The sequence below is a fragment of the Corynebacterium sp. HMSC061H03 genome, assembly GCF_001838215.1.
Lineage (GTDB): Bacteria > Actinomycetota > Actinomycetes > Mycobacteriales > Mycobacteriaceae > Corynebacterium > Corynebacterium jeikeium_D.
The window spans coordinates 78,395-92,808 of record NZ_KV836085.1 but is presented as its reverse complement, the minus strand read 5'-3'; the positions used below and the strand labels follow the sequence as shown (position 1 = coordinate 92,808).

The window sequence follows — 14,414 nt, the reverse complement described above, 5'->3', positions numbered from 1 at the left end:
TTTGTCATAAACGCAGTCAGTAACTCGGATTGGCCCGCTGTCGCCAATGTCGGTGCGCGCCACCTGCTCGATATGTGCGACAATGGACAGCAGCAGTAGTACCGGGAGTTCGCTCCGGCGGATGAGATATTCCGCATGTGATCGCTGAATCCCCGAGTCAGCCGGAAGGCCTGCCAATAAGACTTTCATAATTGTTCATCGTTTTCGGCCCTCTATCTGCGCATATGGTGCAAATGAAGTGGCTGTCGCAACATCGTTGCTCCGCCTGGTTTCCAAGGCCACAACGGATGTAGGCGCACATGGAATGACAAAGAGTGTGCTTCCTGTTGTCGGGTTTTGCGTGGTGGGGTGTCAAGGAGAAACAAATACAGTGGCAAATTTCAGCCAGGATGTTGTCGCTAAGGCACGCGAATTTGATCGTGAGTCAGCGGCTCTGAAAACCCGAGTCCACCACCTGGCCAAGAGCTTGGGGTTGACCTCGAAGGAAACCATCGAAGCACTGGGGCACGCGGGGATCGTCGTAAAGTCCGCTGCGTCCACCATTAATCAAAATCAGCTCGACGCAGTGCTGAATTTCATCGGCGATCATCCAGAGGATGCCTCGCTTGACGACGGATCCGCTGCGACCAAGCCAACCGGCGAAAAGCCAGCCGCGAAGGAAAAACAGTCGGCAGGTAAGCCGAACGCGGCAGATGAGAAGTCAGACGAGCAAACTGCAGCTAAGTCCGAGAAGAAGCCAGCTGCGAAGAAGAGCGGCAAGAAGTCGGCTGCGAAGAAGGACACAAAGAAGGCTGCGCCGAAGGCAGAAAAGAAGGCCGACCAGAAGGCAGCTCAGAGCGAAGCGGAGTCGGACGCAGCGCCTGCCGAGGAAGTGACCGAGAAGAAGGACACCAAGAAGTCCTCGGCTAAGAAATCCTCGGCAAACCAGAGCGCAGAGAAGCAGGCTGAAGAGAAGCAGAGCGCAGAGAAGAAGAGCACGACTAAGAAGCGAGCAACGCGTAAGCGGGCTGTGAAGAAGACCGCTGGCGCTCCGGAAGAAACCGCTGCGAAGGACGAGCAGAAGGACTCGAACTCGGTCGTCGAGGAAGCTGTTGAGGCTGTAGTTCAGTCGTCGTCGAAGAAGGCTGCAGATAAGAATGCTTCCGATAAGAAGGCTGCCGACACCGTAGCCGAGACCGCTGAGAAAACCTTCGCTGAGGAAGCTTCCGCCGAAGCACCTGCTGCAAAGAGCGCTGCAGTGACCACACGTCGTGGTCGCCGAGTTCGCCGTGCGGTCCGCACGACCAGCGCTCCAGCAGCAGAGGAAATTCAGGAAGCGCAAGAGCCGCAGAAAACGCAAGAGCCGCAGGATACGCAGGCAACTCAGAGCGAAGCCCTGCAGGACATCGAGCCGCCGGTAGTCCCGGAGCCGCCGGTTGCGGAAGAGCAGACCGCGTTTGCGCCTATCTTCCTGGCGCCGCAGGCTGTTCCGGCCTCGGCCAAGGATTCGGCCACCGAGGATGCTGCTTCGGCTGACAGCGGTGCCTCCAACCAGGGCACCGATGACAACGCGGGGGAGGGGCAGGACGGCTCGTCGTCAAGCGAAACGGAGCGTCAGCCGCGCCCGCGTCGTCGCCGTCGTGGACGTGGGCGTCGTAATGATGACGCGCAACAAGCGGAGAAGACCACCGAAAACACAGAGCGCGAGGAAGAGGAAACCCGCGATGAGGTCGAGGAACCGCAGGCGATTAAGGGATCGACTCGCCTGGAGGCGCAGCGACGTCGCCGTATCGAGCGTCGTGAGGAATCGCGCAAGCGCCACGTAATCTCGGAGGCGGAATTCCTGGCTCGTCGTGAGTCGGTGGAGCGCACGATGGTGGTGCGTGAGCGCAAGCGCCATGACCACGCGGGCATTGTCACTGAGGTGGGTGTGCTGGAAGACGACCTGTTGGTCGAGCACTTCGTTACCTCTGACACGCAGACCACGCAGATCGGCAATATCTACCTCGGTCGCGTGCAGAACGTCCTGCCCAGCATGGAAGCGGCGTTCATCGATATCGGAACCGACCGCAACGGTGTCATTTACGTAGGTGACCTGAACTGGAAGCTGCTGGGCACGAAGTCGCGTTCGCGCAAGATTGAACATGCGCTGAAGGCCGGCGACCAGATTCTGGTCCAGGTGTCCAAGGACCCGATTGGTCACAAGGGTGCGCGTCTGACCACCCACATTTCGATGGCTGGTCGATTCCTGGTGTACGTGCCGGGCGGCCGTAGCGCGGGTATTTCCCGCAAGCTGCCGGAGCCGGAGCGCAAGCGCCTGAAGTCGATTCTGAGCGAGGTTACGCCGGAGGGCTCAGGCACGATTATCCGCACTGCAGCCGAGGGCGTGTCCAAGGAGGCCATCGAGGCCGACATTAAGCGACTGGAGTCGCAGTGGCAGGAGATCTGGGAAGCCTCCGAGGCGGCGAAGGCCAAGCGCGGAGCAAAGCCGATTGCGCTCTACGAAGAGCCGGACATGCTGGTCAAGGTCGTCCGCGACGTCTTCAACGAGGACTTCTCGCGTCTCGTGGTTGAGGGCGACCGTCCGTGGAACACGGTGACCGATTACATCGGCGACCTGGCACCGGAGCTGGAGCCGCGTCTGCAGCGCTACTTCGCCAAGGAGCACGGCGGCGCTGATGTCTTCGAGCACTTCCGCATCGACGAGCAGCTGGCCAAGGCACTCGACCGCAAGGTCTGGCTGCCCTCGGGTGGCACGCTGGTCATCGACCGAACTGAGGCCATGACGGTCATCGACGTCAACACCGGTAAGTTCACCGGCGCTGGCGGAAACCTGGAAGAGACGGTCACTCGCAACAACCTCGAGGCCGCTGAGGAAATCGTCCGCCAGATGCGCCTACGCGATCTGGGCGGCATGATCGTCGTCGACTTCATCGACATGGTGTTGCCGGAAAACCAGGACTTGGTGCTGCGCCGCCTGAAGGAGGCTCTCGGCCGCGACCGCTCGCGTCACGAGGTCTCCGAGGTCACTTCACTCGGCCTCGTCCAGATGACACGCAAGCGTCTGGGCACAGGCCTGCTGGAGACCTTCTCCACACCGTGTAGCTGCTGTAATGGGCGCGGTCTGATTATCCACATCGACCCGGTCGAGCAGGACAATCAGGGTCGTGGGCACAAGAACGGTCGCCGCAACGAAGAGCAGGGTAAGTCCAAGCGCCGCAACAAGTCGCGCTCGGAACACAATCCCGCTAACCACCCGGCCGCGTTGGCTATGCACCGTATTCAGGGCGATCAGGAAGGCTCTTCCAAGGCGACGCTTGACGACGCCGCGGAGACCAACCAGCACGATAAGGAAGCAGCCGACAAGCGTGTTGCAGCTGCTGTTGAAGCGGTAATTGTCTCTTCCGAGAACGATGAGCCGAAGCCACCGCGTCGTCGCCGAGCTCGTAGGAGTCAGGGGCGAAACGGTGAGCAGCGTCAGGACGGTAACGAGCGTCAAGAGCGCCGCGATCGTAACGAGCAATCGGACAACTCCAATGATCTGGCTGCTCTGGCTGCCGCAGCTGTTGCGGAAGCCCGTGAGAAGGATCCGGAAGAGCCATCGGATGACCGTTACATGCCGCAGGAGGGGCAGCGCCGCCGCCGGCGGGCTACGCGTCGCCGGGTAGCGCAGCATGTCGCTGTTGATTCGGCTGCACGCGACGCAGATGATCGCGACGAAGAACATAGCAATCGTCGCAAGCGTTCGGAGCGCCCGGCCCGCGCTGAGCGTGCCGAGCGTGCTGACCACGGTGGCACCGGTGGAGGCCACGGAGACGCCGAACGCTCCAGCAGCGCTAGTGCTCGACGTCGCCGACGTCGCGCTGTTCGGCGTACGGCTGTGGATGAGACTCCTGCGCTCCAGGCAGAGTCGCAGGCAGCTTCCATCGCGGATGTGAGGGAGCCAGCCAAGGAGGACAAGGGCGGCAACGCTAACAAGTCCGGTAAGGCTGCGGCCACGGGGTCCCAGACCTATGAAGAGGCCAAGGAGGCATTCGAGCGTTCTCCACGTCGTCGTCGTCCGACTCGCGGTAACTCCCGCTCGGATCGCGCACCGCGTCGCGAGGATTTCGAGTCCGCTAAGCCTAAGGCGGAAGCTGAAGGCAGCGAACGCAGCGCCAACCGCAGTGGCGGTAGCCGCCGCTCGGGCAAGTCACGGGTTGAGGTTGTAGCGGTTCAGGGCACGGGAGCTCGCCGCAGTCGCCGTCGGGCGGTGCGCAGGGTCTCGTCGCAAAGCGATGCCGGAGCGACTGCGCCGAAGCAGCGACAGGGCGCTTCAAACCGCGCTACTAAGCCAGAGCAGAAGCAGGCTAAGGCGCCGCAGACGAAATCGGCCAATCGTCGCCGTCGCGTGCGTCGTGCGGTGCGCCGAAGCGGCCAGAGCTAGGTATTAAAAATCTGGAGTAAGTCGAGATAGGAGGCTGTTTTCCGTCCCTTGAAGCAGGGGGTGGAATGCGGCGTCGGAAACTGCCCGAGAAGACCGTGAAAACCAGTGGGGGACAGGGTCTTGCTTGGGCAGTTTGTAATTTGGGGGGATTTTTCGCTACTCTTGACCAGTCGCTGATTGGTAGGCGTATCTGGTCATGCCCACTGGTGCTTGACGCTCTAGTGGTAAGGAAACGGCCAGAGCGGGGAAATCTACTCGGATTTGGCTTTCGGGTATGTCCCTGAAGTGTGATGCACACGCAACTAATCGCAATTCCATTGTCCAGTCAAGGAATTACAAAGATTCCTTGAGTCGAGTTTCTCAGATAAAGGGGTAGCCCTCCTATGTACGCGATCGTCAAGACCGGCGGCAAGCAGTACAAGGTTGCCGAAGGTGACCTCGTCAAGGTCGAGAAGATCGAGGGTGAGCCAGGTTCGTCCGTGGCTCTCACCCCGGTTCTGCTCGTCGATGGCGCAGATGTCATTGCGGATGCCGACAAGCTTGCCAACGTTACCGTTAACGCTGAGATCGTCGAGGCCGCCAAGGGCCCGAAGATCCGCGGCATGCACTACAAGAACAAGACCGGCTACAAGCGCCGCTACGGCCACCGTCAGCCGCTCACTGTTCTGAAGATCACCGGCGTCTCCAAGTAAACCGCCGAGATTCCAATTAGCTTTTCCCTAGGAGAAAATCATGGCTCATAAGAAGGGTGCATCCAGCACTAGCAACGGCCGCGACTCCGAAGCTAAGCGCCTCGGCGTGAAGCGCTTCGGTGGCCAGCAGGTTAAGGCAGGCGAGATTCTCGTTCGTCAGCGCGGTACCTCGTTCCACCCGGGTGAGAACGTTGGCCGTGGCGGCGACGACACTCTCTTCGCTCTGAAGGCAGGCGCAGTCGAGTTCGGTACCCGCCGCAACCGCCGCATTGTCAGCATCGTTGAGAATAACTCCTAAGAACAACCCTCGGTTGTCCACGTAGGATTACTGCAACGTTGAATTTGAGGCAGGTTTAGCTGCCTTGCAGAAGAGCCGATTCCTTTCCCACTGCGAAAGGTAATCGGCTCTTTTGTTGTTTATGTACTGTTTCGCGCTGTTAGGTTGCAAGGCAGCGTTTTGTTACCGCCTAGACTTCTGCCCGTCGGCTCGCTTAAATTAGGGCATTACTCCAGGCACTAGATGATGGCTCTCCGCTCGGAAGTGTGTGTGATTTTATGTCTCGTTTCGTAGATCGTGTCGTGCTGCATTTGCAGGCCGGCGACGGTGGGCACGGCTGTAACTCGGTGCTGCGTGAAAAGTTCAAGCCACTCGGCGGTCCCGACGGCGGTAACGGCGGCCACGGTGGCGACATTGTGCTTGTGGTAGACCCCCAGATCCATACTCTGATGGACTTTCACTTCCACCCCCATATCAAGGCTGCCAACGGTAAGCCGGGCGCTGGCGATCACCGCAACGGCGCTCGTGGTGAGGATCTGGTTCTCGGAGTGCCGGAGGGCACGGTTGTGATGACCGAGGATGGGGAAGTGCTCGCGGACATGACCGGTAAGTGCGCCCGCTTCATTGCTGCTGAGGGCGGTTACGGCGGCCTGGGCAACGCAGCGCTGGCGAACAAGAATCGCCGTGCGCCGGGCTTCGCGCTGCTCGGTGAACCGGGCGAGGCCAAGGATCTTGTCTTGGAGCTCAAGTCCATGGCGGACGTAGGTCTGGTTGGTTTCCCGTCAGCCGGAAAGTCGTCGCTGGTTAGCACCTTGAGCGCTGCTAAGCCGAAGATTGGTGACTACCCGTTTACTACGCTGCAGCCGAACCTGGGTGTAGTCAATGTTGGCTACGAGTCCTTCACTATCGCAGATGTGCCAGGTCTAATCCCGGGAGCCTCTGAGGGACGTGGCCTTGGCTTGGACTTCCTGCGTCACATTGAGCGCTGTGCTGTGCTGGCGCATGTGGTGGACGCTGCTGCGCTGGAGGGCGACCGCGATCCGGTCTCTGACATCAAGGCGTTGGAGACGGAACTTGCTAACTACCAGTCGGTGCTGAAGGCCGACGTGGGGCTTGGGGATCTCGCAGAGCGCCCCCGCGTTATCGTGCTGAACAAGATTGATCTGCCCGATGCTCGCGAAATGATTGATATGCAGCGCGAGGAGCTGGAGAAGTTCGGCTGGCCGGTCTACGAGATTTCTACGGTGACGCACGAGGGGCTCAAGGAGCTGACCTACGGCCTGAAGGATCAGATTACTGCCTACCGAAAGGCGCATCCGCTGCCGACAGAGCAGGAACCCCGTGCGGTCATCCGCCCCGAAGGTGTGCGTGGCAAGAAGCGCGAAGGTGCGGACTTCACTATCGAGCGCGATCCGAATACCCCAGACGGGTTCATTGTGCGCGGTCGCAAGCCGGAGCGCTGGATTAACCAGACGGACTTCGAAAACGACGAGGCCGTCGGCTACTTGGCTGACCGTCTGGCTAAGCTCGGTGTCGAAGAGGCACTGGCAGAGGCTGGGGCGACGGTTGGCTGCCCGGTGACGATTTCCTATCTCACTTTCGAGTGGTACCCACAGCAGGTCGCGGGCACCGATGACTTCGTGCCTAGTGGCCGTGGTACTGACGATCGTCTCTACGTTAACGAGCGCACTAGTGCCGAGCAGCGTAAACGTGCATCGCAGGCCCGCCGTGGTCTGATTGACGAGTACGATTTCGGAGATGGTGAAGAGGCTATTCGCGACCGGTACTCATAGTCGCGGGCGACAGCGCCGTCGGCAAGCGAAGACTTCAAACTTGCATTTTGTCATTGATTGTTTAAACAATTATATGGTCAGAATTACATTAGACCGTCATGTTTTCCATTAGTGAAATGAGTGAGTCAGTTATCCCTTCCGACACCGTTGCCAACGATGTTGACGTCACTGGAGCAGATGCATTAGATGCCCCGGTAGCTACCGCGCCGAAGCCTGAATCGGACGCGCCGATTTCCCGTGAGGAGGTCGACGAGCTGCTTCACGACAATCCCGAATCCACCGCCGCTGAGATTGAAAAAGCGACCGAGAATTTATCTCCGGGAACCAAGGGCGGTTTCGATTCCGAGACTCGTGAGGCAATTCGGACTGCGAAGCGTGTCGTGGTGAAGATTGGTTCTTCCTCGTTGACCGGACCTGACGGGCGTACCGATCCCGAGCGCATCGACTTCATCGCCGATGCCCTGGAAAAGCGTATGGGCATTAGCGATGTCATCGTTGTGTCCTCCGGTGCGGTGGCATCCGGAATGGGGCCGCTAGGGCTGACTTCGCGTCCCACTGATTTGGCGACCAAGCAGGCGGCTGCAGCTGTCGGGCAGGTACGCCTGGCACAGGAGTGGGGGCGCTCCTTCCTGCGCTATGGTCGCACTTCTGCACAGGTGCTTTTGACCTCGGACGATGCGGGTGTGCGTTCGCGTGCTCGCAACGCCCAGCGCACTATCGACCGCCTGCGCCAGCTGGGCGCGGTGCCAATTGTCAACGAAAACGACACGGTCGCGACCTCGGAGTTCCGCTTCGGCGACAACGACCGCCTCGCCGCGCTGGTCAGTCACCTGGCGTACTGCGATGCACTGATTCTGCTTTCCGACGTCGACGGCCTCTACGACCGCAACCCGGCCGATCCAGGTGCAACTTTTGTGCCGGAGGTGCGCAGCGGTAACGACTTGCGTGGTGTTATCGCTGGTGACGGCGGTGCGCTGGGCACCGGTGGTATGGCCTCGAAGGTCTCTGCCGCACGTCTGGCTTCGCGTGCGGGTGTGCCGGTGTTGCTGACTTCGGCGTCCAACATTGAGCGAGCACTGGACCAAGCAGATGTGGGAACCGCCTTCGCCGCGAAGGACAACCGCCTGAGCGCCTGGAAGTTCTGGATGCTCTACGCAGCGGACAGCTCGGGGCTGCTTCGCCTGGACGCCGGTGCGGTCGACGCCGTAACCCGCATGCGTAAGTCGCTGCTCCCGGTCGGTATTACCTCGGTTGACGGCGAGTTCTCCGCTGGTGACATCGTCGATCTAATCGGTCCTGGTGGTGAGGTCATCGGTCGCGGCGAGGTCAATTATGACTCCGAGGAACTGCTGGGCATGATTGGCTACCACACCGAGGAATTGCCAAATGACATGCAGAAGCCTGTCGTCCATGCTGACTACCTGTCGGATTTCGCCTCCCGCGCGTAGGAGGGTGTTGCGCTGAGAGCTGCAGCGCTTAAAGACACACACCTGGGCGCGCCCGGATAGAGGTGCCTCGGCTAAGACTGGCTGGGGGAGGACTGGCTAAGTGCGGACTGCCTGAGTGAGGAACTTTCGGGCATAATCCTAAATGTGTTATCGAAGATTATTGGTGTCATCGGCGAGCTGCTCTTGACCGCTGGAGTGCTGGTGGCGCTCTTCGCCTTTTATCTGCTGTACTGGTCTGGTCTTGAAACCGGGAAAGCTCAGCAGCAGGCTCGTGATGAGCTGCAGCAGGCATGGTCCGCACCGGTGTCGGCCCCAGCTCCGGCGCCAGAAGGCACGGAGCCAGCTGTTGAGGGCTCCTGGATGCCCGGCTCCGCGGTGGCGATGATTTCGGCTCCTAAGGCCGGTTTTAGCGATTTGGTCGTATTCGAAGGTGTCTCCCAGGAAGTTTTGCGCGGTGGCCCCGGCCATTATCCGGGCACAGCCCTGCCGGGGCAGGTGGGCAACAGCTCCTACGCCGCCCACCGTGACGGCCACGGAGCTCCCTTTGACAACATTGACCGCCTGCAGACGTGCGATGACATCACCGTAGAGACGCGTGATGCTATTTACCACTACAAGGTATTGCCGGTCGACGGTATGGCTGGCGCAGGGGAGGGCTTCGACTGTGTGCCAGAAGGCACAAACGTCCCCGAGATTCCCGGTCAACACATTGTCACTCCGGACCGGGCCGATGTCCTCAATCCGGTCGGTGACGCCACTCTACTTACTCTGACCACCTGCCACCCGCAGTGGGACAACACTCATCGGCTCATTATTCACGCGGTTCTCGCCGGTGTTGAGACCAAGGAGGTCAACTAGATGTATGCAGCATATTGGCGATCCCTGCCGGGTCCGTGGTGGGTGAAAGCGATTATCACAATCGTGATTGCTGTTGTCGTGTTCCTGTTGTTGATGAATTACATCTTTCCTTGGGTTGCTGAGCTAATTCCTTCAAATGATGTCTCACTCTAGTTATGCTGGTAGGCATGACTGCTCAAACGAACGAGACTACTAATTCCAATCAACAGGGCATTGCCGAGGATTCGGCGCTTAGCCCGGAGCGTGCTGCTGAGCGCGCTGAGGTTTTAGAAAAGGCACAGCGTGCCAAGGCCGTCGCGGGAGAGCTTTCTCGCTTTACGTCGGCACGCAAGAACGAGCTCCTGCTGGCCGCAGCAGACGCGCTGGTTGCTCGTACTGAAGAGATCCTGGCGGCCAATGCCAAGGACATCGAGGCCGGTAAGTCCCGCGGTTTTAGCGACTCTCTGCTGGATCGCCTGCGTCTTGACGCCGATCGTGTTGAGGGCATTGCCGGTGGGCTGCGTCAGGTTGCAGCACTGCCGGATCCGGTGGGTGAGCTGCTGCGTGGTAGCACTCTTCCCAACGGCATTAAGCTCTCTCAGGTCCGCGTGCCACTGGGTGTGATGGGCATGGTCTACGAGGCTCGTCCGAATGTTACGGTCGATGCCTTCGGTCTGGCCCTGAAGTCGGGCAACGTGGCTCTGCTGCGCGGCTCCAAGTCCGCCGTCCACTCCAACACACAGCTGGTCGAGGTTTTGCGTGGGGTGCTGGCCAACCACGATGCGCCGGAGGACCTCGTCCAGTTGCTGCCGTGTGAGACCCACGATTCCGTGCAGGATCTCATCACTGCTCGTGGCCTGGTTGACGTGGTGATTCCGCGTGGTGGTGCCGGTTTGATTGAGGCCGTCGTGACGAAGGCAACGGTACCGACCATTGAGACCGGCACCGGTAACTGCCACATTTACATCGATGCCTCCGCAGATATCGATGAGGCAATTGCGTTGATGATTAACGGTAAGACCCGCCGTCCGAGCGTCTGTAACGCAACCGAAACGGTTCTCATTGACTCGGCGCTGTCGACGCGGGATCAGGTCCGCATTTTGGACGCGCTTGCCGACGCGGGCGTTGCAATTCACGGCGATGTCGATAACCTGGCGGCCTCCGGCTGGACTGGTGAGGTCATTCCGGCGAGGGAAGAAGACTGGTCAGATGAGTACCTCTCGCTAGACATTGCTGCGCGCATCGTCGACGGTGTGGTGGCCGCAACAGATCACATCACCGAGTACTCCTCGGGTCACACGGAGGCTATCTCCGCACGTGACTGGGGTGTGTGCCAGGAGTTCGTTGACCGTGTTGATGCTGCAGCCGTCAGCGTCAATGCCTCCACTGCATTCACCGATGGTGAGCAGTACGGTTTCGGCGCAGAGATTGGTATTTCCACTCAGAAGCTGCACGCCCGCGGCCCAATGGGGCTGCCGGAGTTGACCAGCAGCAAATGGGTTCTGGCCGGTCGTGGACAGACCCGTCCGTAGCGCCCAGGTAAAGTGCCAGTCATGGTTAAGCGCAAGAAAAGTGTGCGGTCGCGGGTACACGCCGCGTTGACAGCAAAGTCGGCGGAAGCGCCCCGGCAGCGCATTGGCGTAATGGGTGGCACTTTTGATCCCATCCACAATGGTCATTTGGTTGCCGCCAGCGAGGTGGCAGACCGTTTTGACCTGGACTTTGTGCTTTTCGTGCCCACGGGCGAGCCGTGGCAAAAGCGCGGCCGGAAGGTCTCTCACAGCGAAGACCGCTACCTGATGACGGTCATTGCCACCGCGTCGAACCCACAGTTTTCGGTCTCGCGGGTTGATATTGACCGGCCGGGTGCGACTTATACCGTCGATACGCTGCGGGATTTGAAGGTTATCTATCCCAACGCGGATCTGTTCTTCATTACAGGTGCCGATGCGCTGCAGAAGATTATGACGTGGCGGGACTGGGAGGAGATGTTCGACGCAGCAACGTTCGTCGGCGTCACTCGCCCGGGAGTTCACCTGAGTGCAGAGGACCTGGAGGGAATCGACGCCTCGCGGTTGCACCTCATCGAGATTCCCGCGATGGCTATTTCTTCCACCGACTGTCGAAAGCGTGCGGAGGCGGGACGCCCTGTTTGGTACTTGGTGCCGGATGGCGTGGTTCAGTACATCGCTAAGCGTGGTCTGTATCAGTCTGCTGAGGGCACGGTTGGTTCTGTGGGGCCCGCATCGGTGAACGCGACCTCCGAGGATGAGGCGCCGGTGGATGCGAAGTCGGATTCAGCCGACTGAAAGTTAGCAAAATCCCGCTGAGGCGGTAAGTTACAAGTACAAACGCTGTTTTTCCCGACTTTTAATCACAAGGAGCTGAAGTCTTTCGTGACTGCACAACCACGCGCCATTGAGCTGGCGACCGCCGCGGCGAAGGCCGCCGATAGCAAAAAGGGCGAGGACGTCGTTGTTCTCGATGTCTCTGGCCCGGTGGTGATTACGGACGCATTCGTCCTGGTCAGTGCTGACAATGAGCGTCTGGTTGCCGCAATCGTCGACGAAATTGAGGACGATCTGCGTGACCTCGGCGCAAAGCCGGTTCGCCGCGAAGGTGTTCGTGAAGGACGTTGGGCGCTGCTGGATTACGGCGACATTGTCGTGCATGTCTTCCGCAGCGAAGAACGCGACTTCTACGGACTGGATCGACTGTGGCGCGATTGCCCGCGCATCGAGGTCGAGGGCATCGAGCAGCCGAGCAATGAGGACGGCGAAGATTCCGCCCGCAATGCTCGTTCTATCGACGAGATTCCGCTGGCTGCCGAAAATCCGGACACGGATGAGTTTTAACTGTGGCGGGCTCACGCGAGGCACATGTGGCCGCTCGACGTCGCCTGATTATGCTGCGGCACGGGCAGACGTCGTACAACGCGACCGGTCGCATCCAGGGACAGCTGGACACGCAGCTTTCCGACGTTGGCCGCGAGCAAGCCCGTACTGCGGCGCAGTACCTGGCGGAGGCTGAACCGCGAATCACAAAAATCGTGTCCTCCGACTTGGCCCGGGCCGCCGACACCGCCCGCGCGCTAGCTGAGGCCACCGGTGCAGAGTTGAGTTTTGATAAGCGCCTGCGTGAGACCAACCTCGGTGAATGGCAAGAGCGCACCTACGACGAGATTGACTCCGCGTTTCCCGGCATGCGTGACCACTGGCGCCATAATCTCAACTGGGCGCCTAAGGGCGGCGAGACCCGCTTTGAGGTTTCCAACCGGATGCTGGCAGTCATTGCTGAGCTAGCGGACAACCCCGCGTGGGAGACAGACACTTTTGTGCTCGTGTCCCACGGGGGTGCCATTGCTGCTGCTACCGCAGCCCTGCTGCAGATGCCGCGCGACTTTTTCAGCACGTTCAACGGCCTGGGCAACACTGCGTGGGTCGAAATGGAGCAGCGCAGGCGCGTCAATGGTGAGACCTCCTGGTACCTGAATGCTTTTAACGCGAAGGTCCGTGAGCGGGAGTCGCAGGTTTTTGACTCTCCAGGAGGCCGCCATGCCCGGTGACGGTCGCGTTCGCATTGTTGTCGATGACACCGCGTGTCTGATGCCCGAAGTTGCCCGCAAGCTCGACATCACTGTGGTTCCCATTGGGCACGACATCAATGAAGACGCCGTCACCACGTCGGCAGTCAGCCCGCTGAAGCTGTGCGCCGCGTATGCGCGTGCGCTGGAACGCTCGAACAAGGACGGTTCTGATGCCGGCGTTGTTGCCCTGCATCTTGGCAAGGGAATGTCTGCGACCTGGTCTAACGCTGTCACCGCTGCTGGTGCGCTGGACCGCGTGACCATCATCGATACCGACACTGTAGGAGCGGGAGTCGGTGCCGCTGCGATCGCGGCAGCCAAGGCAGCGCGGGCCGGGGCCAGCCGTGATGAGGTTGCCGATGTCGCCCGTGATGTGCTGCAGCGCTATCGACTCTGGTTGTTTGTACCAAAGCTTGATTCGCTGCGCCGTGGTGGTCGCATCTCCGCGGGCCAAGCGATGCTCTCTACGGCTCTCGCTATCAAGCCCATCGTCGGCATTAAAGATGGCTCACTGGCACTTGTCGCCAAGTGCCGTACAGAAGCGAAGGTCAAGCAGCGCATGGTGGATTTTGCCACGAAGATGGTGCGGTCTGCGTCATCGGCGAACCGTCCTCCTGCCGTATTGCTGCATCACTCCGACGCGCTTGACGACGTCCACGAGCTCCAGGCCATGCTTGCCGAAGAGCTACCCGACGATACCCGGTTTAGAATCCTGGACTTGCCGGAGTCACTTACTGCTCATGTCGGGCAGGGAGCTTATGCAGTTGGCATGGTCTCCGGTGGCTCGATTGATTCGGATGCCATGGATTTTGAAGCAGAGATGGGTGTGACAGCGCTGCTCCATATTGTGGAGGAGAGTGACGCGGCTGTTGTTGATGCTGAGGTCGCGGACGCGGGGGAAGATGACTCTGGGGACTCAGTTGATTCCGCTGGCACCGCCGATTCAGGTGAGCCGATTACCGATCAGGCTGCGGTGAAACTGGTTGAGAATCCGGCTGCAAGTCGCAATCGAAATAAGCGAATCCATCGAACAGTCGTAACTAATGAACAGGGAATTCCGCTTTTCACCACGGCGGTTTCTAAGTTGCCAACGTGGAGCGAGAATCGCCAAGCAGCCCTGGACAAAGCTGAGCGTCTGGCGAAGGCTATCTCTGATTTGGCGCTGCGCGATAAGTCCGATCCTGAGGGAGCTGTATTTGGCACTGAAGGGGAGAAATCGCAGGAGTCGTCGTCAAGCGACACATGTGATGATGACGGCGACGAGAAAAAGAAATAGCTTCTGAACTGCGTAGATGATATGACCTGTGGATAACCTCCACAGGCCATTTTTTATCCACAGATAACGCCTCGATGAGCGTTCTCGTCGAGGTGGGGTG

12 protein-coding genes are annotated in these 14,414 nt (G+C 59.7%); 11 read left to right on the top strand and 1 reads right to left on the bottom strand.

All coding sequences use genetic code 11. The features are described from left to right. Positions 1 to 189: hypothetical protein (locus tag HMPREF2787_RS11050; protein ID WP_141763285.1), on the bottom strand; the 189-nt coding region annotated here is incomplete at its 3' end. Positions 190 to 370: 181 nt separating this feature from the next. Here HMPREF2787_RS11050 and HMPREF2787_RS09540 point away from each other — a divergent pair. The 11 genes from HMPREF2787_RS09540 (at position 371) to HMPREF2787_RS09490 (ending at position 14,314) form a co-directional block, all read left to right on the top strand. Further along, entirely contained in the window at positions 371 to 4,405 is a 4,035-nt protein-coding gene (locus tag HMPREF2787_RS09540; RefSeq protein WP_070859118.1) for a translation initiation factor IF-2 N-terminal domain-containing protein, read from the top strand. 383 nt (positions 4,406 to 4,788) lie between these two features. Then, on the top strand, positions 4,789 to 5,097 hold the full coding sequence (rplU, locus tag HMPREF2787_RS09535; RefSeq protein WP_005511541.1) for a 50S ribosomal protein L21: 309 nt from the start codon (positions 4,789 to 4,791) through the stop codon (positions 5,095 to 5,097). Between the two features lie 40 nt (positions 5,098 to 5,137). Beyond that, on the top strand, positions 5,138 to 5,395 hold the full coding sequence (gene rpmA, locus HMPREF2787_RS09530; RefSeq protein WP_070859117.1) for a 50S ribosomal protein L27: 258 nt from the start codon (positions 5,138 to 5,140) through the stop codon (positions 5,393 to 5,395). 257 nt (positions 5,396 to 5,652) lie between these two features. Continuing rightward, on the top strand, positions 5,653 to 7,167 hold the full coding sequence (gene obgE, locus HMPREF2787_RS09525; protein WP_070859116.1) for a GTPase ObgE: 1,515 nt from the start codon (positions 5,653 to 5,655) through the stop codon (positions 7,165 to 7,167). A gap of 98 nt (positions 7,168 to 7,265) precedes the next feature. Further along, the gene (gene proB, locus HMPREF2787_RS09520) at positions 7,266 to 8,615 is read left to right on the top strand and encodes a glutamate 5-kinase (protein ID WP_070859115.1); all 1,350 of its coding nucleotides are present in this window, start codon (positions 7,266 to 7,268) and stop codon (positions 8,613 to 8,615) included. 144 nt (positions 8,616 to 8,759) lie between these two features. Next, positions 8,760 to 9,473, top strand: a complete 714-nt coding sequence (locus HMPREF2787_RS09515; RefSeq protein ID WP_070859114.1) for a class E sortase — start codon at positions 8,760 to 8,762, stop codon at positions 9,471 to 9,473. Positions 9,474 to 9,640: 167 nt separating this feature from the next. Continuing rightward, complete coding sequence (locus HMPREF2787_RS09510; protein ID WP_371441149.1) at positions 9,641 to 10,984, top strand: glutamate-5-semialdehyde dehydrogenase; 1,344 nt, start codon at positions 9,641 to 9,643, stop codon at positions 10,982 to 10,984. Positions 10,985 to 11,005: 21 nt separating this feature from the next. Further along, the gene (gene nadD / locus HMPREF2787_RS09505; RefSeq protein ID WP_070859113.1) at positions 11,006 to 11,761 is read left to right on the top strand and encodes a nicotinate-nucleotide adenylyltransferase; all 756 of its coding nucleotides are present in this window, start codon (positions 11,006 to 11,008) and stop codon (positions 11,759 to 11,761) included. Between the two features lie 87 nt (positions 11,762 to 11,848). Beyond that, a complete protein-coding gene (gene rsfS, locus HMPREF2787_RS09500) occupies positions 11,849 to 12,307 on the top strand; it encodes a ribosome silencing factor (protein ID WP_005511538.1) in 459 nt (152 codons plus the stop codon). A 2-nt stretch (positions 12,308 to 12,309) separates the two neighbouring features. Continuing rightward, a complete protein-coding gene (locus HMPREF2787_RS09495) occupies positions 12,310 to 13,017 on the top strand; it encodes a histidine phosphatase family protein (RefSeq protein WP_070859112.1) in 708 nt (235 codons plus the stop codon). After that, on the top strand, positions 12,986 to 14,314 hold the full coding sequence (locus HMPREF2787_RS09490) for a DegV family protein (protein ID WP_246824291.1): 1,329 nt from the start codon (positions 12,986 to 12,988) through the stop codon (positions 14,312 to 14,314). Before HMPREF2787_RS09495 ends, HMPREF2787_RS09490 begins: the two co-directional genes overlap by 32 nt. Positions 14,315 to 14,414: the final 100 nt, after the last annotated feature.

What these genes read in the sequence shown, in the direction of transcription:
- rplU (WP_005511541.1), top strand. Translation starts at nt 4,789, where the DNA reads ATGTACGCGATCGTCAAGACCGGCGGCAAGCAGTACAAGGTTGCCGAA.
- rpmA (WP_070859117.1), top strand. Translation starts at nt 5,138, where the DNA reads ATGGCTCATAAGAAGGGTGCATCCAGCACTAGCAACGGCCGCGACTCC.
- obgE (WP_070859116.1), top strand. Translation starts at nt 5,653, where the DNA reads ATGTCTCGTTTCGTAGATCGTGTCGTGCTGCATTTGCAGGCCGGCGAC.
- proB (WP_070859115.1), top strand. Translation starts at nt 7,266, where the DNA reads ATGTTTTCCATTAGTGAAATGAGTGAGTCAGTTATCCCTTCCGACACC.
- HMPREF2787_RS09510 (WP_371441149.1), top strand. Translation starts at nt 9,641, where the DNA reads ATGACTGCTCAAACGAACGAGACTACTAATTCCAATCAACAGGGCATT.
- nadD (WP_070859113.1), top strand. Translation starts at nt 11,006, where the DNA reads ATGGTTAAGCGCAAGAAAAGTGTGCGGTCGCGGGTACACGCCGCGTTG.